Origin of the sequence: Flavobacterium sp. HBTb2-11-1 (assembly GCF_009826975.1) — a bacterium.
In the GTDB taxonomy this organism is placed as follows: Bacteria; Bacteroidota; Bacteroidia; order Flavobacteriales; family Flavobacteriaceae; genus Flavobacterium.
This window is the reverse complement of sequence record NZ_WUMO01000008.1, coordinates 171,610-194,236: the sequence shown is the minus strand read 5'-3', so window position 1 is coordinate 194,236 and position 22,627 is coordinate 171,610. Positions and strand designations below refer to the sequence as shown.

Below are 22,627 nucleotides of genomic sequence, written 5' to 3'. Positions count from 1 at the left end.
ATTCTTTTTCTGGCTTTTTAAATTGTATAGAATAGTTTGGTTTCGATTATCTCTGATTTTCCAAATACTTCAATATTTCATTGCTAATATTTTCAGCTGTAAAGCCGAATTTTTGATCTAAAACTGAAGCAGGAGCGGAGTAGCCAAAATGATCTAATCCGTATACAATTCCTCGAGAACCCGCTAAACTTTCAAGATTAATAGGAAGTCCGGCAGTTAAACCAAAAACCAATCCGTCTTTTGGAATAATACTTTCTTGATATTCTTTTGGTTGAGATCTGAAAATGCCCTCAGAAATTATGGAAGTAACATTTATTTTTAATTGTTTTGTTTTTTCCAACTCAGAAGCCGCTTCTAAAAGAGTGGCAACCTCAGATCCGTTTGCAATTAAAGTAAGATCTGGATTTTGAGTTTCTTTAATCAGATAACCGCCTTTTTTAGCCTGTGATGCCGTTTCGAACTTTGAATCCTTGTACGGAAGATCTTTGATGTTTTGTCTTGAAAGGATTAATGCGGTAGGAGTTGTTTTATTTTCAACCGCCATTTGCCATGCTACCGAAGTTTCAGTGGCATCAGCTGGACGCAGTGCCAAAAAGCTTTGATGGCCCGAATGGTTTTTAATTTTTTCCAAAAGCCTGATCTGAGCCTCTTGTTCAATTGGCTGATGCGTTGGTCCGTCTTCTCCAACTCTAAATGAATCATGCGTCAACACATATTTTACAGGAAGCTCCTGAATTGCAGCAAGACGCATAGCAGGTTTCATATAATCAGAAAAAACAAAAAAAGTAGCTACAACAGGAATTACGCCGCCATGTAGAGCCATTCCGTTTGCAATTGCTGCCATTGTAAGTTCGGCAACACCAGCTTGAAGAAATGCTCCGCTAAAGTTGCCTTTTTGCATCACTGAAGTCTTTTTCAAGAAACCGTCTGTTTTGTCACTGTTAGACAAATCGGCAGAAGAAACAATCATGTTTTCTACTTTTTCAGCCAAATAAGCTAAAACCTCCGCAGAAGCATCGCGTGTTGCGGCATTAGCCTTTTGAGATATAGAACTAAAATCCATTTCAGGAAGTTCTCCGCCGAAAAACTGCTGGATCTTTTTAGCAGATTCAGGATTTTGACTTTCCCAAACCGAGATTTTTGATTTTCTTTCTTCAGCATCCTTAGTTTTTTGTTCTAAAACTTTTTTATAATGGTCTTCAACGCTGTTGTAAATGGCAAAAGAATCTTTTGGATCAGCACCCAAGTTTTCAAGTGTTTTTATAAAATCTGCTTTTGTTGCTCCGATAGGTTTGCCATGAAGTTCGCATTGTCCTTCGTATAATGTCCCGTCAGAAGTAACACAGCCTTTTCCCATTATCGTTCTTCCAATAATAAGCGTAGGCCTTTTTAATTCGGCATTTGCGGCGTTTAGTGCAGAGCGTATCTGAGTATGATTGTGAGCATCAATAGTAATGACCTTCCATCCCCAAGATTCATATTTTGCGGCCGTATTTTCACTCGTTACTTCGTCGGTCATAGAAGATAATTGCACATCATTAGAATCATAAAACATTATAAAATTGTTTAATCCTAAATGTCCTGCAATCCTTCCAGCTCCCTGCGAAATTTCTTCCTGAACACCTCCATCTGTTATAAAACCGTATATTTTATGATCGAATAAATTATCGAATTTTTCAGATAGAAATTTAGCAGCAATGGCAGCTCCAACGCCCATAACATGCCCTTGTCCCAACGGACCAGATGTGTTTTCAATTCCTCTCTTTACATCAATTTCTGGGTGACCTGGCGTTACAGACCCCCACTGTCTGAAGTTTTCAAGATCTGTTTTTTCATAATTACCCAAAAGATAGTACTGAGCGTACATTAAAGCAGATAAATGCCCAGCATCCATAAAGAAACGATCTCTGTAAATCCAGTTCATTTCAGTTGGATCATATTTTAGATATTCAGAATATAAAATATGCATAAAATCTGCTCCTCCCATTGATCCTCCAGGATGTCCAGAATTGGCTTTTTCAACCATTGATATGGCTAAAGCTCTAATATTATCTGCTGATAATTGGTCTATTGTCTTGTTCATTACTACTAAATAATTATTTTTCTATTTCTAGAGTTTGAGTTATTATATTGGTTTTTGTTTGATTTTTTTCATCTGGTTGAGAGCCTCCAACTGCTATCTGAATTTTGCCTCCATACTGTTTTAAGCTTCCGTCTTCTGTCACATAGGAGAGATCTTCTGGAGAAAGATTAAATTTGACAATAGTACTTTCGCCAGGTTTCAAATTAAATCTTTCAAAGCCTTTAAGACTTTTTAAAGGCGTTTTTATTGAGGTATTTTGATTAATTATATATAGCTGAGAGACTTCTTCTCCTGCCATCTTTCCTGAATTTGTTACTTTGACGGAAATAGTGATTGGCTGTCCTTTTTTTATTTTTGATGAAGTTTTTAATGCACTGTATTTGAACTCTGTATAACTTAATCCATAACCAAAGCCGTATAATGGGGTGCCTTTAAAGTAGCGATATGTTTTATTATCCATTTTGTAATCAACAAAAGATGGTAAATCAGAATCGTCTTTATAAAAGGTTACAGGAAGTCTTCCTGCTGGATTATAATCTCCAAAAATAACGTCGGCAGAAGCCGTTCCAGCAGCTTGTCCGCCGTACCAAATATTAAGTATTGCTGGAATATTTTCTGCTTCCCAAGGCACAGCAATTGCACTGCCGGTCATCATTAGGAAAACTACTGGTTTTCCAGAAGATTGAAGTGTTTTTAGAAGTCTTGTCTGCACTTCTGGAAGCAGGATAGAAGTACGGTCTCCGCCATTAAATCCAGGCGCATTAACTGGCATTTCTTCTCCTTCAAGTTGAGGAGAAATTCCTCCAGCGAAAATGAAGGCATCTGCATTTTTATGGCGTTCAATTAGATTAGCAAAATCTGTTTTTATAAAATTCCCTGTTTGCAGAGACACTTCAGCTTTTCCTTCACCTTGCCAGTATTCCAACACTAATTTGTAAACAGAATCTTTTTTGGTTTGCAGTTTGTAGGTTTTTGCTCCCCATCTGTTTTTCCCCCAAGCGTCTATAACTTCTTTTCCATCAACAATAAATCTATAGCCATCATCTGCAGCGATTTCAAAAGTAATAGAACCATCTTCATCTGCTTTAAAGTTAGTAGTATAGCGTGCCGAAAAATGATTTGCTTTGATGTTTTTGGTAACCATTGCTCCTTCCTGCCAGAAATTATTTATTTCAGATTCAGTTCTTATAGTTTCAGGGTTGCCAGACAATGTATTGTTATTAAAATATTCAGCTTTAAAACCTTGTTTTCCTTCATAAGAATAACGGTTTTTAAGATCTTTATAAACCAATAATGTGTCATTGGTAAAGTTGATGGCTTTTTCATAAACTACTTCGGTTTCTGGTCCAACTTTTTCTTTAATACCTTGTAAAACTGTTGTTAGTTTGGAAGGTGTTCCATTGTAATTGCCAAGTATGGAGATTGAATTATCTGCATTTGGACCTAGGACAACGATCTTCTTCAGTTTTTTGCTTAATGGAAGCGTATTTTTATCATTTTTAAGCAATACTATAGATTGTCTAGCCATTTTTAAAGCGTGATCCTTGTGTTCATCCGATTCTAAAACCGAATTTGGAGTCTGAGCATATTTTACCATTGCTACCGGATCAAACATGCCTAGTCTGAAACGGATCATAAAAAGGCGTTTTACAGAAACATCAATTTGTTTTTCGGTAATTTGACCATTTTTGACAGCTTGAACAAGCGATTTGTAAGCGTCTGTTCCGCAGTCAATATCGGTTCCATGAAGTACTGCATCGGCTGAAGCAGATGCCGCATCAGGATGTGTTTTATGGTTTTTGAAAAAATCATCAATCGCCCAGCAGTCCGATGTGACATAACCGTTAAAATTCCATTGATTTCTTAGAATATCATTCATTAAAATGTCGCTGGCACAGCAAGGCTGCGTTCTGAATGCGTTGTAGGCACACATAACTCCTGCAACGTTAGAACTGGTAACTAATTTTTTAAAGGCGGGAAGGTAAGTATCCCAAAGTTCATAAGGCGTTACATCTACATCAAAAGTATGGCGTAGAGATTCTGGTCCGCTATGTACTGCGTAATGTTTTGCACAGGCTGCTGCTTTTAGATATTTAGGATCATCTCCTTGTAGGCCTTTTACAAAAGCATCTCCTAAAACGGCTGTCAGAAAGGGATCTTCTCCATAAGTCTCTTGTCCGCGTCCCCATCTTGGATCTCTAAAAATATTAATATTTGGAGTCCAATAGGTAAGTCCTAAATAGCGTTCGTTAGTTCTATTAAGCTCAACCGCTTTATTGTAAATGGCTCTGCCTTCTAGAGCAGAATAATCCGCCATTTTGAAAAGTGAATTTTTATCAAAAGTAGCAGCCATTGCAATAGCCTGTGGAAAAACTGTTGTTTTAAAGGGAGTTCTTGCAACACCGTGAAGTGTTTCATTCCACCAGTCATAAGCTGGAATTCCTAGTCGTGGTATGGCAGGCGCTGCATTTAACATTTGGGCTACTTTTTCTTCTAACGTTAATTGCCCTACTAAGTTTTCTACTCGTTCTTCAAAAGTAAGATCAGTATTTTGAAATGGAAATTTAGGGTTCTTATTCTGTGCCGTGCACCAAAGTGAGATTAATATCAGAATTTGATACTTTAATTTTTTTGTTTTCATATGAATAATTTTTACTGATGTTGCGACTGATGGAGTGCTGTATTTTTATAAAAAAAATAAATTGCAACCGATTGTGTAAAGAAAAGAAAAATATTTTAACTTTAGAGCTTTATTTAAAAAATAATGCCATTTTGCTGTCGTATTGATGATTTTTTATGATAAAAATTGCGTTTTATATTGATTGTCAGTAAATTCGTTATGCAAAATGGAGGATGTGGTATTGAAAATACGTGACCAATTTTTTAAATTATATTTAAAATTTACGACTAATCATATAGTAAATGGAAGAACACAGACATGTAACAATTTATGATATTGCAAAGAGACTTAATCTAGCTACATCGACAATTTCAAGAGCTTTAAAAGACCATCATACCATAAGCGATAAGACTATTAAGAAAGTTAAAAAGACAGCCGAAGAAATGGGATTTGTTCCCAATACTTTGGCAGCGGGACTAAGAGGCAACAAATCTAAAACGATTGGCGTTTTAATTCCAACTATCACACAGCCTTTCTTATCATCTTTAATTAGCGGTATCGAAATCACTGCCAGAAAATCTGATTACTCTGTTATTATTATGCAGTCGCATGATTCTTATGAAGAAGAAGTTAATATGACTAAATCGCTTTATAGCAGTAGGGTCAGCGGTGTTATTTGTTCGTTGGCAATGGAGACAAAAGACACTTCACACTTTCAGCAATTTTCAAATAATAATATTCCTCTTGTATTTGTTGACCGTGTGCCAAAGGACTTTAATACTTTTAGAGTGGTTATTGATAATTATACCGCTGGATATAAAGCAACAAAACATCTTATAGAACAAGGCTGTAAAAGAATTGCACATATGACAGCTGGTGCTGAATTTGGCAATCTTTATAATGAAAGGAAAAGAGGCTATGCAGATGCACTAGCTGATTATGGCCTGCCATTGAGAGAGGAATTGATTATAAATCTGAAAGCAATGACTTATGATGCTGGCGTTAAAGCCTGCAATAAACTGTTTGGGCTAAAATCGCCACCTGATGGACTTTTTGCGCCAGGAGACATTCTTGCGGTTAGCGCTGTACAAACAGCAAAAAAGAAAGGAATTAAAGTTCCTCAGGATTTTGCTGTAATTGGTTTTAACAATGACCCCATTTCAGAGATAATCGAGCCGAATATTACAACTATTACCCATCCTGCAGAAAAAATGGGAAAAGCGGCAGCAAATATTGTCATTGATACTATAGAATTTCATAAAGAAGAAGAAGCAAAAGAAATTACTTTTTTAAATACTGAAGTACTGGTGCGTGAATCTTCGAAGAAAGTTTAAAATTTTTTGTACTTAAAAGAAGCTGCTATTGCATTTTATGTAGTAGCAGTTTCTTTTTTGTCACATTAAATTAAAGGAAATAATACTATGAATATTTTGAATTTGAAAGTCTTAAAAAACTAGCCGAACTAGAATTTAATAAGTTTTTGATTAAGCATATTAGCAATCGGTTGTTAATTAGAAATAGCCTAAATAAAGAAACTAAATTTGCATAGTATGTTTTTTTGTATAATTTTACACAACCGATTGTTTTTATCAGGAAACAATATTATTTTTGCCATTTCTGAAACTATTATCCTAGCGATTGTGAAAAAAGAGACAATTGCATAGCCAAGCAAAGAGAATAAAATTCAGTTCACAGAATTTTTAGATTTCACCGAAACGGAACTGAAAGAAAGAAGAAGTTAATTATTAAAGAAAAATATCACTATGCCTGAAGACAGCATTGAACACATTAATTTTGAAGAAATAAGCAATCTGGCAATTTCCAAGCCTTTAGTTTCCCATATCTACACCGCCGATCCTTCGGCGCATGTATTCAACGGAAAGATTTACATTTATCCGTCGCACGACATCGATGCGGGGATTCCATTTAATGACAACGGCGACCATTTCGGAATGGAGGATTACCATGTCTTTTCGATGGAGGACATTTCATCGGAAGCTGTCGACAATGGGGTTGCATTGCATGTGGATGACGTTGCCTGGGCCGAAAAGCAGATGTGGGCGCCCGATGCCGCACATAAGAACGGAAAGTATTATCTGTATTTCCCTGCCAAACGCGCCAGCGGAATTTTCCAGATCGGCGTAGCGGTTTCAGACTCGCCAGTCGGACCTTTTGTTCCTGAAAAAGACGCCATAAAAGGCAGCTACAGCATCGATCCTGCGGTCTTTGAAGATGAAGATGGGAAACATTACATCTATTTTGGGGGAATCTGGGGCGGACAGCTTCAGAAATACCGCAATAATGAATATCATGAAAACAATGAAGAGCCTCTTGCGGGCGAAAAAGCCTTGGGGCCGATTGTGGCTTTGTTAAGAGATGATATGCTCGAGTTTGCTGAAGAGCCGAGAGAAATCCAGATTTTGGACGAAAACGGAAATGGGCTTCTGGCAGGGGATAATGCGCGCCGTTTTTTTGAGGCTTCGTGGGTGCACAAATGCAACGGAAAATACTATTTCTCGTATTCGACGGGAGACACGCATTTCATCTGCTATGCAATCGGAGACAGTCCGTACGGGCCGTTTACGTATCAGGGAAGAATCCTGAATCCGGTGATAGGCTGGACGTCGCACCATTCGATCTGCGAAGTGGAAGGGGAATGGTATCTGTTCTACCACGATTCGAGCCTTTCAAAAGGCGTGACGCATTTGCGAAGCATGAAAGTGACCAAGATAGAGTATCTGGAAGACGGTTCGATTGTAACGATTGATCCGTACGGAATAAGAAGATTATTTGATTAAAAGGGAGTTTTAATTTTATTTTCTATGAAAAAAGAAGAATCAGAAGAGAGAGTAGGTTTTAATTTAAGTCAAGAAAATAAGATAGAAATTGACTGTGTAATATTCTGTTTTGAAGACAGGAGCTTAAAAGTTTTGCTTGTCAAAAATGAAAATGATGCAACGAATGGCAACTGGAGATTACCTAGTGCGAGTTTGGAAGAGGGAGAGACAATATTAAAAACGGCACAAAAGATTTTGAAAAAATATATTTCAGAAGAGGATTTCTTTTTGGAACAATTACGGGCATTTGGTTATCACTCATCAGCATCATTTCAAGAAAATATCTCAATCGGATATTATGCAATGGTGAACAAAGAAAAAAAAGTTGATGATGACGAATTGCCATCTAACGTAATCTGGATTGATGTACACCATATAGCTGATTTAGAGGAAAAATATATGGGAGTAATTGATTTCAGCATTAAAGAATTGCGAAAGAATATTTGTTGCAGTGCAGTTGGCTTCAATCTTTTGCCCGAAAAGTTTACTTTGCTTCAAGTGATTCATTTGTATGAAATAATATTGGGCATTGAAATCAATAAGACTAATTTTAGAAGAAAGATTTTGCAGAGAAGATTAGTTCGAGGTCTTGCTGAAAAAGAAGAAGGCGTCTCAAACAGGGCTGCTGAATTTTATAGTTTGAATGTGCCAAAACATGAAATATTTTGGAATGCAAAATTCAATTTTAATTTTTAAAAGAAATTTATTGTGATTTGGTAAAATTACAATCATTAATTTCTAATTTGAGTTATATGATAGCTGAAGAACGTTATTTGTGTCTTTATTAAAAAAATATAATAGATGTAAATAACTTAAGAAGATTTAGTGTCACGACTCTCTTGCATTTATATAAGAAATATTTTATTGGCGATTACTTGAGAAGACAAAAGTTTTTTTTAGAATTTGTTTAAAAACCTTTCATGAAAATGAAAGGTTTTTTTGTTAAAACAAACAATCGATTGCTTTAAAGACAATTTTTAAGAATTTTAAAGATTGGCAAATCAGGTTACTGCTGTTTAATGTACGATTTTACTGGTTTTTTGTGTTTGTTTACAGTCCTGTAATCTAAAGGATTTTAATTTTTTCAAATCAAAAACCAGAATTTTTCATTTTTATGTTTTCTTTAAGAATATCCCAAAAACGCATAATTTTTATTAAACATAGCTACAACGTTATAGTTTGTTTTATAATATTCTTATTTTTTTAAGCTTAATTATGAAGGAATTATTTTTTTAAGCTGTATTTTTTTTGTACTTCTCAATAAAAAATTACACAACCGATTGTGTTTGATAGATATTTTTCTATATTTGTAATAAATACACTTATTAAGTTGATATTAGATTTTCACTTTTAAAGTGTAAAAAAGCTAACTAACAAAAACCAATTTTAATAATTAAATCAATTTTTATGACTAACCACTTTACTGCAAGTAAACAGAGACATTTAAAATGTTTATGTTTTTTTATGCTGATGTTTGCGTTTTCATTTCAATCTAAAGCGCAGACAACAGTTACAGGAACGGTAACTGATGCAAGCGGTCCTATTCCAGGGGCTAATGTTAATTTAAAAGGAGCCAAAAACGGTGTGAGCACTAGTTTTGATGGTACTTATTCTATAAATGTGCCGGCAAACGGAGTACTTATTTTTAGTTTCATCGGATTAAAAAGCAAAGAAGTTGCTGTAAACGGACAGAAAAATATTAATGTAACACTTGAAGAAGATGCCAATAACTTAAAGGAAGTTGTGGTAATCGGATACGGTACACAAATTAAAGAAGCGGTTACAGGATCTGTTGCTTCTCTTGGCGGCAAGGAATTGAACGAGGTACCAGCAGCTAATATTACTCAAGCGCTTCAAGGAAGGCTTCCAGGTGTTGAGATGACGCAAACTTCTTCTAAACCAGGTGCTGCAATGCAGATCAGGATTCGAGGGACTAGATCGTTGACAGGAAGTAACGATCCTTTGGTGGTATTGGATGGAGTTCCATTCGCAGGTTCTATAGGAGATATTAATCCTGCAGATATCAAGTCTGTGGATATCCTGAAAGATGCTTCTGCTACAGCTATTTATGGTTCTCGTGGAGCAAATGGTGTAATCTTAGTGACTACTTTAAAAGGAAAGAAAAATCAAAAAGCTACTTTTACCTACAATGGTTTTAGCGGGATTAAACAGGTTTTCTCAAAATATCCTATGATGGACGCATCTAAATTTGCTGCTCTTCGTGATTATTCAGGGTTATATGCAGATGGCGTTGACGAGAAAAGAAATGTAAATACAGATTGGCAGGATTCACTATACGGTTCTGGCGAAATGATTAGCCATGATGTTAGCGTTTCAGGAGGAAGCGAAACAGGTGCTTACAATGCAGGCTTAGGATATTATAAAGAAGAATCAGTTCTTCCTGGCCAAAGCTATGAGCGTTTTAGCCTTAGAGCGGGTTTAGACCAGCAGATTAATAGATCTATTCGCATTGGATTCAATACGAATAGCAACTACAGCATTACAAATGGCGATAATATCGGAACAGGAACTATTTTGCAGACTTCACCGCTTGCTAATCCGTACAATGCAGATGGTTCTTTGAAAAGAACAGTTAGCATGGCGGCAGATGACCAGTGGGTTTACACTAGAAAGTCTATTGAAAATTTGGGAGATGCTTATGTGAATTTAAATAGAGCTTTCAGTTCTTACAATAACATTTTTGCAGAAATTAAAATCCCAGGTGTTGAGGGATTAAAATACAGACTTAATACAGGTTTAAATTTACGCACATCAAATGCTGGATATTATGAAGGTCAGGGAGTTTTTGACGTAAACCCGACAACACTTTCTAATGCGGCAATCACAAATGGTTGGTCTACACAATGGCTGTTGGAAAATTTATTGACTTATGATAAAACATTTGCACAAAAACATACAATAAATTTTGTCGGATTGTACTCCAATGAACAATACACAGGACAAAGTTCGAGAGTGACTCGAAACGGAATTACTTCTGACGCTTTCCAATTTTATAATTTAGGGCAAAGTGAGGAAGAAGCAGTGATTAATCCGGCAGATCAAGATTATACGCAATGGGGATTGACATCTTATATGGCTAGGTTAATGTATTCTTATGATAACCGTTACTTTATATCTGGAACAGTTCGTTCTGACGGTTCATCAAGATTATCTCCTGGCAACAAATGGGTAACTTATCCTGCTGTATCTGCTGGTTGGACACTTTCAAATGAGTCATTCATGAGAGATATTAAATACATTAATTTATTGAAATTAAGAGCGGGGTATGGAGAAACTTCAAATCAGGCAGTATCTCCTTATGCAACGCTAGGAGCTTTAAGCACAAGACCGTACAATTTTGGAAGCAATAATTCAACTGGAGTATATGTTACTGAGCTTCCTAATCCTAATTTGGGATGGGAGTTTTCTACTACATGGAACTATGGTTTAGATTTCGGATTTTTTAATAACCGTTTATCTGGTACAGTTGAATATTATAAAACCAATACAAAAAATCTATTGCAGCGTGTGGGACTTCCAGCAACATCTGGTGTAAGCAGTTATGTGGCCAATGTGGGAGAAACACAAAACAAAGGTTACGAAATCTCATTGAACGGAGTTATTCTTGATAATCCTAAAGGTGTGACATGGTCTGTGGGAGTTAACTTCTATAAAAATGAAAACAAACTTGTTGCTTTAGCATCAGGTGCTAGCCGTGATGAAGCAAATAATTGGTTTGTTGGATATAATATTAATTCAATCTATGATTATGAAAAGGTTGGAATCTGGCAGGAAGGTGATCCATATATGTCAATTCTTGAGCCAGGACCAACAGGAATTAACCAGCAAGGAACAGTTGTAGGATCTATTAAAGTGAAATATACAGGAGAATATAATCCAGATGGTTCGCCAACCCGTGCTATTAATGCAAGCGATCGCCAGATTATAGAAACAGATCCAGACTTTCAGGGAGGTTTTAATACCAATGTAACTTACAAAGGATTTGATTTTAATGCAGTAGGAGCATTTAAAAGCGGAGGTGTTTTAATAAGCACATTATATGGAGGTGCAAGCTATATGAACTTATTAAACGGACGTAGAAGCAACGTAGATGTTGACTACTGGACTCCAGATAATAGAGATGGAGAGTTTCCTAATCCGAGAGGTATCAGAAGCGGGGATAACCCTAAATATATGTCGACTATGGGGTATTTTGATGCTTCTTATGTAAAAATTAGAGCAATGACTCTTGGATATACTCTTGATCCAAATTTTACAAAAAATGTAGGAATTGACAAATTAAGACTTTATTTCACAGTGCAGAATCCGTTTGTTCTATTTTCTCCATATCATGATAAATCTGGAATGGATCCTGAAACGAATTCATTTGGTGACGAAAATCAGGCTGTTGCCTCTTATCAGAGAAGATTTTCTGTTATAGGTACAAATACTCCTGCAACCAGAAATTATTTATTTGGACTTAATTTAACATTTTAATCAGATACAGACATGAAACGATATATTTTTAAAAATTTGATTATAGGATCAACGGTTTTACTTTCATTAGCCGGCTGCTCTGATATATTAGAGGAAAAACCTCATGATTTTTATGAACCTGGCTACTTTAAAACAGAACAGGGGGTTAAACAGGGATTAACGTCTCATTATGCACACTTGCGCTGGATTTACGGACAGGCATATTTTTATAATGCATGCCAGACAGGAACAGATGAGGCAACATATGCACAGAGTGCAGACGGAAATTTTAAAGATCACGATTTATCTGGTGTGGGTATCATTAATCCGACTTCAAGCCGTTCAGATGTTTTGTGGAATAACTCTTATTATGATATCAATACCGCAAGCGGTATTATCGAGAATGGTGCGGCTGTAGGAGTTGCCAACAGTTTAATTGCAGAATCGAAATTTTTCAGAGGATTTGATTATTTCCTTCTTGTGCAGACTTTTGGAGGTGTACCGTTAGATTTAGGAGCTGGAGAATTAAAGTTTAACAGCAAACCTTCAAGATATTCTAAACGTAATACAGTTCCTGAAGTATATACGAAAGCTATTTTCCCAGATTTGCTTACAGCTGTCCAAGATCTTCCTGATGCGCCGAGATTGACTGGTACGGTAACCAAAACAGTAGCACGATTATTTCTAGCAAAGGCATATCTTACGTATGCTTGGTGGTTGGAAAACCCAAATAATATTCCAACTTATCCAGATGCCCCAAGAACAGATCCTGATGGACATAATGCACAGTGGTATTTTCAGAAGGCTTATGATTTGGCTGTAGAAGGAATAAATAATCCAGGGTCTTATGGACTGCTTGATTCTTATTATGATGTTAATGCGGGAGCAAATGACAGAAATAAAGAAGTAATGCTTTATGCAGATCATACGCAAGAAAGCGAATATTACAATGGTGCAAGTCTGACGTACGGTAGTGGTGGTGCTCCAGACAACTTTTCGGGTTGGATGGTGACTTGGAACTATACTGCCATCAGAAGTAAAAACGGAACGGCAGCGGTTTCTTCAGTGCAGAGAGAAGCCAACCAATTCCTAGGACGTCCGTGGACAAGAATGGCGCCGCCAATAGAAGTTTTTACTAACACATTTGCTGATAAAACCAACGATTCTAGATATGATGGAACATTTGCGACTGTTTATAGAGGCAACTGGAATCTTACAGGAACGGGACTTACAGGTGTAGCAACTCTAACGAATGCTAATGGTTTGACAATTAAACCAGGAGACGCTGTTTTAAGCTTCCTTAATGATGAGCCTGCAACTGCAATCACTTATCCTTCTGGGCAAGGCGACAGCGGAGTAGGTGCCGGGGTATTGCCAGGAAGAGCAGATTATGTGATTTCTCCAAAAGGCATTAGCAGAATTGTATACCCAGGTTTCTGGAAGCTTGGACCTTACAGAACAGATAACGCTGGAGGATTAGGACAGCCTAATGCAGGAAGTACAAGACCATTCCCAGTCGCAAAATTCTCTGAATTATATTTAGTTGCAGCCGAAGCGGCTGTTAAAGGAGCTACAGGATCTTGGAGTGCCAGATCTCTTGTAAATGTACTTAGAGCTAGAGCAGGAAAATGGAAATGGGACAATAATGGAAATACGGCTAAAATTCAGGATAATAGCGCAGCCATGACCAATGCAACCCCAGCTGTAATTGATATTAACTACATTCTTGCTGAGCGTTCACGTGAGTTTTTTGGTGAAGGATACCGTTGGTATGACTTAGTAAGAACACAAAAATGGAATGAAATTGCTGGGAAATATTCTATAGGAGGATCTAACTACGGACAGCATACGCCAGAAGTGGTAACCCGAACAATTGATCCGCATCATTACTTAAGGCCAATTCCGCAAGGACAAATCGATGGAATGGAAATGTCTGCTGATGAAAAAGCAGCGTACCAAAATCCGGGATATTAAGTTTTATTTTTCTAAAAACTATTTCTAAGCAAATAAGATCAATTTTATGGATTATCTTATTAGGGTTTATTAATTTAGTTTTAAACAAGCCGGGAGTAACCATCTCGGCTTTTTAATATTTTTCGAAATGTACTTTAACAAACAATATAAAATGAGGAATAAAAAAAAGATTCTTATATCAGTTGCTGTTCTGTTTTGCTCTATCCTTACACAGGCTCAGGAAAGCACTATCCAAAAAAAGAAGAGCAGTAAAGATCCCATCTTTTCAAACGCAACTTACGTAGGAGACGACCAGATTTACAAAAGCAATCCGTTAAAAGAAGATGAATTTTATTCTCCGATTCTTCAGGGATGTTATCCTGATCCTGCCATTACGAGAAAAGGAGATGATTTCTATATGGTATGTTCTTCATTTGCCATGTTTCCAGGAGTGCCCATTTTTCACTCTAAAGATTTAGTAAACTGGACCGATTTAGGAGGGGTATTGAATAACGTTTCAGAATTTAACCCTCATGATACAGGAATTAGTGCTGGAGTTTATGCACCAGGAATTACGTACAATCCTCACAATGACACTTTTTATATGATTGTTACTGCTTTTACAGGCGGTTTAGGAAATATCATTGTAAAAACTAAAGATCCAAAAAAAGGATGGGGAAGTCCAATTAAATTAGCTTTTAACGGAATAGATCCGTCTATTTTCTTTGATGACAACGGAAAAGGGTATGTCGTGCACAATGATGCTCCTGATAAAGGAAAAGAATTGTACAACGGACATCGCGTAATTAAGGTCTGGGAATATGATTTAGAGAAAGATCAGGTAATTCCAGGAACAGACAAAATTATTGTGGATGGCGGAGTTGACCTTTCGAAAAAACCAATTTGGATTGAAGCTCCTCATTTGTATAAAAAAGACAATCATTACTATTTAATGTGTGCTGAAGGAGGTACCGGAGGAAATCATAGCGAAGTTGTTTTTATTAGCGATAGTCCAAAAGGACCTTTTAAACCAGCATCTAATAACCCAATTCTAACACAGAGATATTTCCCTCAAAACAGACCCAACAAAGTAGATTGGGCAGGACATGCAGATTTAGTCCTTGGTCCAGACAATAAATATTATGGTGTATTTTTAGGAATTCGTCCAAACGAAAAAGATAGAGTAAATGCTGGACGTGAAACTTTTATGCTGCCAGTAGACTGGTCAGGTACCTTTCCTGTTTTTGAGAACGGTTTAGTTCCAATGGGGCCAAAATTAAAAATGCCAAACGGTGTGGTAAATAAAACAGGTAAAGATGGTTTTTTCCCTAATGGCAACTTTACATTTACAGAAAATTTTACATCACAGAAGTTAGATTATAGATGGATTGGATTACGCGGACCAAGAGAACACTTTATTTCTATTGTTAAAAAAGGTTTGCAGATTACGCCATTTGCTGTAAACATCAAGGAACTAAAACCAACTTCTACTTTATTTTACAGACAGCAGCATAATACTTTTTCTTTTACAACAACTTTAGAATATAAGCCAGAGTCAGAAAAAGATCTGGCAGGAATTGTATGTCTGCAGAACGAAAGCTACAATTATGTTTTTGGTGTTACTAAGAAAGGAAAAGAGACTTATATACTATTGGAAAGAACGGAAAAAGGACAATCAGAAATTATATCAAGTGCAAAAATAGAGGTGAAAGGAGCAATACGCTTGCAAGTTAAAGCAACAGGCGACAATTATCAATTTAGTTATGCTTTAAACGGTGCCGATTTTGAAAATCTTGGGAATCCAGTTTCAGGAGATATTCTTTCAACAAATGTCGCTGGCGGATTTACAGGAGCTTTGGTGGGGTTATATGCCACTTCATCAAATAACTCACATCCGAAATAAAATTCAAAAAAAACTCAAACTCCCATTATTTCAGTTTGCAGAATTAATGGGAGTTCCTTTTTCAGATAGCAATTCATCAAAGCAGTATTTAAGTATGCTTTTTGGATAAAAAAGAGGTTTTAAATTTTAATAGAAATGATAAAAAGATATTTAAAATATATATTGCTTTTACAGCTTTTCATTTTAATAGGATGTACGGCCAATCAGCAATTAGCAAAATCTTCTCAAAAGGCAGCTGACAATTGGGTCGGATCGTGGGCTTGTGCACCAATGCTTGTAGAACCAAACAATATGCCTCCAGCACCAGGTTTGGCCGAAAATACACTTCGTCAGATTATAAAAGTTTCGATTGGAGGAGAGCATATTCGTCTGCGTTTTTCAAATCTATTCAGCGATCAGCCTACAGTTCTAAAAAAAGTCAGTATAGCCAATGTGCTTGAGGCTCCTGCGATTGATAAAAGCACACAAAAAAATCTCAGCTTTAATGGAAATCAAGAAGTAACATTAAATCCAAATCAGGAAATATTTTCAGATAAACTGAATTTTAAATTAAAGCCAGGCCAGCTTCTTGCCATAACCATTTATTATGGAGCTGCATCACAAAAAACAACTGGACACCCAGGATCGAGAACGACCTCTTATATTTTAGCGGGAGACAATCTCAACAATGATGTTTTCTCGGACGCCATAAAAACAGATCATTGGTATTCTATTATCGGACTTGATGTTGTGTCATCAAAAAAGGCATCTAATATTGTTTGTCTGGGAAACTCCATAACAGATGGGCGAGGTTCTGGAACAAACAAACAAAATCGCTGGACCGATATTCTAGCAGCTAGACTCGCAGCCGATAAAGCAACTCAAGATATTGGAGTTTTGAATTTAGGAATAGGAGGAAATTGCGTTGTAAAAGGCGGACTTGGCCCAACGGCTTTAGAACGTTTTGACCGTGATGTGCTTTCGCAGTCAGGTATAAAATGGCTTGTAATATTAGAAGGAATAAATGATATAGGCGGAATTAAACGTGCGGAAGATGCTCCTTTAAAAGCCCAAGAAATTATAGATGCTTATAAAATTATGATAGAAAAAGCACACGCCAGAGGCATAAAAGTCTATGGCTGTACGATTTTGCCTTTTCAAAAATCATTTTATGACGCGCCTTTCAAACAAGAAGCAAGAGATCTAGTGAATGCTTGGATTCGAAATAACCATTTTGATGCGGTAATAGATTTTGATAAAGAAATGGCTTCGGAAACCGATTCTAAAACCATATTATCAAATATGCATGATGGGGATTTTTTACATCCTAATGAATTAGGTTATCAAAGAATGGGCGAAGTCATAGATTTAAATTTATTTAAGTGAAATCCCATTTAGTATTAAAACAACTTTAACAAGATATCATGAAATCAATAATTAGATTTTTCGCAATAGCAGTTCTTTTTTTAAAGGGACTGAATGGATATTCTCAAGATCCAAATTTTCATGTTTATTTAAGTTTTGGACAGTCGAATATGGAAGGCGCTGCTCCGATAGAAGCTGAAGACAAAATAAATGTAGATCCTCGTTTTCAGGTTCTGGAGGCTGTAAATTGCCCAGATTTGAATCGCGAAATGGGAAAATGGTATACTGCAATTCCGCCATTATGCAGATGTAAAACAGGATTAACATTGACAGATTATTTTGGAAGAACTATGGTAGCTAATCTTCCTAAAAATGTAAAAGTGGGAGTGGTAAATGTTGCTGTGGGAGGATGTAAAATTGAGCTTTTTGATAAAAATAATGTCGAAAATTACGTAAAAACAGCACCAGAATGGATGCTAGGCATGCTTAAGGAATACAATGGCAGCCCGTATGCAAGATTGGTTGAAATGGCAAAAATTGCACAAAAGAAAGGAGTTATAAAAGGTATTTTACTGCATCAGGGAGAATCTAACACGGGCGATACTCTATGGCCGAAAAAGGTTAAAATAGTATATGATAATCTGATGAAAGATCTAAACCTTGATCCTAAAAAAGTGCCGTTGCTTTCAGGTGAAACCGTTCATGAAGAACAAAAAGGAAAATGCGCCAGCATGAATAAAATCATTGCAACACTTCCTCAAACCATTCCAACCTCTTATATAATTTCATCAAAAAGCTGCGCAGTAGCTCCAGATTTCCTTCACTTTAGTTCGGCAGGATATAGAGATTTAGGAAAACGTTATGCAGAAAAAATGCTTTCATTATTAGGCTATAAATCAGATAGCCCAAATGAGCCTTTTATAGTTCAAGCACCAGTCGGTTTTGATCAGTTAAACCCATCAGTTCCATCAGGAAAAGTAGAAACGGTAAGTTATGATTCAAAAACAGTTGGAACAAGCAGAAAAGCCACTATTTATACGCCACCTGGATTTAGTAAAAGCAAAAAATATCCAGTTTTGTACCTTTTGCACGGAATTGGCGGAGATGAAAAAGAATGGCTTAATGGTGGAAGTCCTCAGATTATATTGGACAATCTTTATGCAGAAGGAAAAGTAGAACCGATGATCGTAGTAATGCCAAACGGAAGAGCCATGAAAGATGACAGCGCTACCGGAAATATAATGGCGCCAGACAAAGTGCAGGCATTTACAGATTTTGAAAAAGATTTATTGAAGGATTTGATTCCTTTCATTGAAAAAAAATATAATGTTTACAAAGACAGAGAGCATCGTGCCATTGCAGGATTATCTATGGGTGGCGGACAGTCTCTGAATTTCGGTTTGACAAACCTAGATAAATTTGCTTGGATAGGCGGATTTTCTTCGGCTCCAAATACCAAGAAAACAGAAGAATTGGTGCCAAATCCTGAAGAAGCCAAAAAGAAACTGAAACTGCTGTGGATTTCTTGCGGAGATAATGATTGGCTGCTGGAAAACAGTAAACGAACACACGATTATTTATTCAAAAACAATGTCCCGCACATCTATTATCTAGAACCAGGAGTTCACGATTTCAAAGTATGGAAAAACAGCTTGTACATGTTTTCGCAGTTATTGTTCAAACCAGTTGATGAATCAAGTTTTGCAAAATATACGGTTTTAGGAGCCACAGCTCAAACCAACATACGTAATGCCAAATATCCTCAGATTCTGCCTGATAACAGAGTAATCTTTAAAGTCAATGCACCTGACGCATCAAAAGTGCAGATAGACCTTGGGAAAAAGTACGACATGCAGAAAGATGGTCAGGGAGTCTGGAATGTTACAACTGACCCTATAAACGGAGGATTTAATTATTACTCGCTTTTGATTGATGGTGTGGCAGTTGCAGATCCGTCAAGTGAAACTTTTTATGGAATGGGGCGCATGGCCAGTGGAATAGAAATCCCGAAAAAAGATAGTGATTTTTATGAATTGAAAACTGTTCCGCATGGTGAGGTAAGAATAATGAAATACTTTTCAAAAGGAACTAATTCTTGGCGTGAAATGTATGTGTATACGCCACCAGGATACGAAACCTCTTCAGAAAAATTTCCTGTGCTGTATCTTTTACACGGAGGTGGTGAAGACCAAAGAGGATGGAGCACTCAAGGAAAAGCAAATTTGATTTTGGATAATTTAATTGCAGAAAATAAAGCAAAGAAAATGCTTATTGTAATGCTTGATGGCAATATGGGCAATACAGGAGGAACAGCAGGTTTTGGAGAAGAAACATTAAAAGCATTTGAAAACGAACTGAAAAATGGAGCCATACCTTTTGTAGAAAGCAATTTTAAAGTTGCGACAGACAGCAAAAGTAGAGCTTTAGCCGGTTTATCAATGGGTGGATTGCAGACACTTTACGCTGGAATTAAAAACTCTAATATGTTTTCAAGTCTGGGCGTTTTCAGTTCAGGCTGGTGGGCAAACAATCCGAAATTATCAGATCCTCAATATGAGTTTATGAAAAACAATGCGCAGTCAATTAATGCTAACTTAAAAGATTTCTGGATTTCGATGGGAGGAAAAGAAGACATAGCTTACGAGAATTGTAAAATCATGATGCAGAAATTTGATCAATTCGGCATAAAATATAAATACAGCGAATATCCAGGCGGACACACTTGGCCAGTATGGAGACACGATTTGTTCCTGTATTCACAGTTATTATTCAAATAACACAAAGCAGAATCAAAGATTTTGATCTAAAATAAGCTGAATCTGAAATGAATGATAAAAAATACCTGATGAAAAACTATTTGAAATTTATATACGCCTTGATTTTTGTTTTAGCAAGTACGCTATCAAAAGCTTCTCAGCCTTTTATAACAGAAGATAAAAGCCAGAATGTTATGGTGCTGAAAGAAAAATCGCTGTCACTTTCTTTTTGGATAAATTCAAATTTAGATGCAGGCATTTTGCGAGCTGTACATAATCTACAGTCCGATTTTGAAAAAGTTACAGGCCAGCGTCCGCTTATTTTAAACCAAAATCCTAATGCATCATCACCGCTCATTATCATTGGAACGATCGGATCTAATTCTGTTATTGATGATTTAATTAAACAGAAAAAAATCGAAGGAAAAGAACTCAAAGGGAAGAATGAAAAATTCATCATACAACACGTTAGAAGTCCTTTTAAAGGTGTAGACGAAGCGCTCGTAATTGCAGGAAGCGACAAACGCGGTACGATTTACGGAATTTATGAATTATCGAAACAGATTGGCGTTTCTCCTTGGTATTACTGGGCTGATGTGCCTGTAAAACAGAAAGAAAACATTTATTTCATTAAAGGGATGTACACAGATGGAGAACCAGCTGTAAAGTACCGAGGCATTTTCCTTAATGATGAAGCACCAGCATTGAGTGGCTGGGCAAAAGCTACTTTTGGCGGTTTTAATAGCAAGTTTTATGAAAAAGTTTTTGAATTAGTACTTAGGCTAAAGGGCAATTATATGTGGCCTGCGATGTGGGGAAATGCATTTTATGACGATGATGTGGCGAGCGGGCCTCTAGCAAATGAGATGGGGATTGTAATGGGAACTTCTCACCATGAACCAATGGCTTTGGCACAAACCGACTGGCGACGTTATATTAAAAAAAATAATTTGCCGAATGTTTGGGACTATTCCAAAAACAAAACTGTTTTAGACGAATTCTGGAAAACGGGGATTCAGCGAAGCAAAAATTGGGAAAAACTGGTAACTATTGGGATGCGTGGCGATGGAGACGAGGCAATGAGCGAAGGCACCAATATAAGTCTGCTGGAAAATATTGTAAAAGAACAGCGCAAAATTATTGAGAAAGAAACAGGGCAAAGCGCCAATAAAACACCTCAGGTTTGGGCTTTGTACAAAGAGGTTCAAGATTATTACGATCAGGGAATGCGAGTTCCTGATGATGTCATTCTTTTATTTTGCGATGACAATTGGGGAAATGTCCGCAAACTTCCAGATCTTTCTAAACCCTTGCATAAAGGAGGTTACGGAATGTATTATCATTTTGACTATGTTGGAGGTCCAAGAAATTCAAAATGGATAAACATAAGCCCGATACAAAGGGTTTGGGAACAGATGAATCTGAGCTACGAAAATGGAGTCGATAAAGTCTGGATTGTGAATGTTGGCGATTTAAAACCAATGGAATTTCCAATAAACTTCTTTTTAGATATGGCTTGGAATCCTACAAGCTTCAACTCTCAGAATCTTTTCCGATACACAGAAAGTTGGGCAGCAGAACAGTTTGGAAGCAAATATTCTAAAGAAATTGCTCGATTATTAAATACCTATCCGAAATTTAATCGTCGTGTTACTCCAGAAATGTTGGACAGCAAAACCTATTCTTTAGAAAATTATAACGAATTTGAAAATGTCGTTAATGATTATAAAAACTTGGCATTGGATGCTTATAGAATTTACAACGAACTTCCTAATGAATCTAAAGACGCTTACTTTCAGCTGATTTTATATCCAATAGACGCTTGCTGCAATCTTTATGAAATGTATTTTGCACAGGCAAAAAATAAAAAACTCGCAACAGAAAAAAATAGTCTAGCCAATTATTATGCAGATGAGGTTAAAGTAAAATTTGAACGCGATTCTGTTCTTCAAAACAAATATAATAATGAAATCGCAGGAGGAAAATGGCCTCATATGATGGATCAAATGCGCATAGGTTATAAAGCTTGGCACGATGGTCCTAAAAATATTCTTCCAGAGGTAAAATATCTTTCGGATAGCGAAATTGTTGTTCCGAAAGTTTTTATAGAGAAAGATGGTTATGTATCGATTCATGCAGCCCATTTTTCTAAAATGAATAATTCGAAAAAAGTACATTGGGAAGTAATTCCAGATTTTGGAAAAACACTGAGTGGCATAACGACATTTCCGCAAAATATTTACCCAACAGCAGAAGATCATGTCTTTGTAGAATATGCAGTCCATTTTACTTCAACGGGAGAATTTAAAGTAGAACTTTTATTGGCGCCAACACTGAATTTTAACAGCAATAAAGGGCTTCGATATGAAATATCTTTTGACGGAGAGAAACCGCAGCTTGTAAATTTCAATGGACATTATAAAGGAGAATTAGGAAAATGGCAGGCAGAGCATATGATTCATTCTGAAACTAAACACACTATTCTGAAGTCAGGGAAGCATACACTTCGTTTTAGAGTTTTAGACCCAGGAATTGTGCTTCAAAAAATACTAATCGATACAGGAGGTTTAAAACCTTCTTATTTAGGAGCTCCTGAAAGCGAAAGGGCAGTTGAATAAGTTTTGAAAGTCTTTTGTCAGATAAAAGAATATTAAA

At 36.5% G+C, this 22,627-nt stretch carries 11 protein-coding genes; 9 read left to right on the top strand and 2 right to left on the bottom strand.

Annotation, left to right across the window (positions count from 1 at the left end):
- Positions 1 to 46: 46 nt before the first annotated feature.
- Positions 47 to 2,083: a transketolase gene (locus GR162_RS18220; protein ID WP_160783284.1), complete on the bottom strand. Its 2,037-nt coding sequence runs from the start codon at positions 2,081 to 2,083 to the stop codon at positions 47 to 49.
- Positions 2,084 to 2,096: 13 nt separating this feature from the next.
- Positions 2,097 to 4,724: a glycoside hydrolase family 3 C-terminal domain-containing protein gene (locus GR162_RS18215; RefSeq protein ID WP_160783283.1), complete on the bottom strand. Its 2,628-nt coding sequence runs from the start codon at positions 4,722 to 4,724 to the stop codon at positions 2,097 to 2,099.
- 281 nt (positions 4,725 to 5,005) lie between these two features.
- On the opposite strand from GR162_RS18215, the gene GR162_RS18210 reads away from it, so the two are divergent.
- From GR162_RS18210 to GR162_RS18170, 9 genes are all read left to right on the top strand, one after another.
- Positions 5,006 to 6,037, top strand: a complete 1,032-nt coding sequence (locus GR162_RS18210) for a LacI family DNA-binding transcriptional regulator (RefSeq protein WP_160783282.1) — start codon at positions 5,006 to 5,008, stop codon at positions 6,035 to 6,037.
- A 429-nt stretch (positions 6,038 to 6,466) separates the two neighbouring features.
- The gene (locus GR162_RS18205; RefSeq protein ID WP_160783281.1) at positions 6,467 to 7,501 is read left to right on the top strand and encodes a glycoside hydrolase family 43 protein; all 1,035 of its coding nucleotides are present in this window, start codon (positions 6,467 to 6,469) and stop codon (positions 7,499 to 7,501) included.
- 24 nt (positions 7,502 to 7,525) lie between these two features.
- Positions 7,526 to 8,236 carry an NUDIX domain-containing protein gene (locus GR162_RS18200; protein ID WP_160783280.1) on the top strand — a complete coding sequence of 237 codons (711 nt, stop codon included), beginning with the start codon at positions 7,526 to 7,528 and terminating at the stop codon, positions 8,234 to 8,236.
- A gap of 711 nt (positions 8,237 to 8,947) precedes the next feature.
- Complete coding sequence (locus GR162_RS18195) at positions 8,948 to 12,037, top strand: TonB-dependent receptor (protein ID WP_160783279.1); 3,090 nt, start codon at positions 8,948 to 8,950, stop codon at positions 12,035 to 12,037.
- Positions 12,038 to 12,049: 12 nt separating this feature from the next.
- The gene (locus GR162_RS18190; protein ID WP_160783278.1) at positions 12,050 to 13,990 is read left to right on the top strand and encodes a RagB/SusD family nutrient uptake outer membrane protein; all 1,941 of its coding nucleotides are present in this window, start codon (positions 12,050 to 12,052) and stop codon (positions 13,988 to 13,990) included.
- Positions 13,991 to 14,141: 151 nt separating this feature from the next.
- Entirely contained in the window at positions 14,142 to 15,872 is a 1,731-nt protein-coding gene (locus GR162_RS18185; protein WP_160783277.1) for a glycoside hydrolase family 43 protein, read from the top strand.
- Between the two features lie 135 nt (positions 15,873 to 16,007).
- Positions 16,008 to 17,237, top strand: coding sequence for an SGNH/GDSL hydrolase family protein (locus GR162_RS18180; protein WP_160783276.1), 1,230 nt, complete (start codon positions 16,008 to 16,010; stop codon positions 17,235 to 17,237).
- A 38-nt stretch (positions 17,238 to 17,275) separates the two neighbouring features.
- Complete coding sequence (locus tag GR162_RS18175) at positions 17,276 to 19,993, top strand: alpha/beta hydrolase-fold protein (protein WP_160783275.1); 2,718 nt, start codon at positions 17,276 to 17,278, stop codon at positions 19,991 to 19,993.
- 47 nt (positions 19,994 to 20,040) lie between these two features.
- On the top strand, positions 20,041 to 22,590 hold the full coding sequence (locus GR162_RS18170; RefSeq protein WP_237421391.1) for a glycosyl hydrolase 115 family protein: 2,550 nt from the start codon (positions 20,041 to 20,043) through the stop codon (positions 22,588 to 22,590).
- The last annotated feature ends 37 nt before the right edge of the window (positions 22,591 to 22,627 follow it).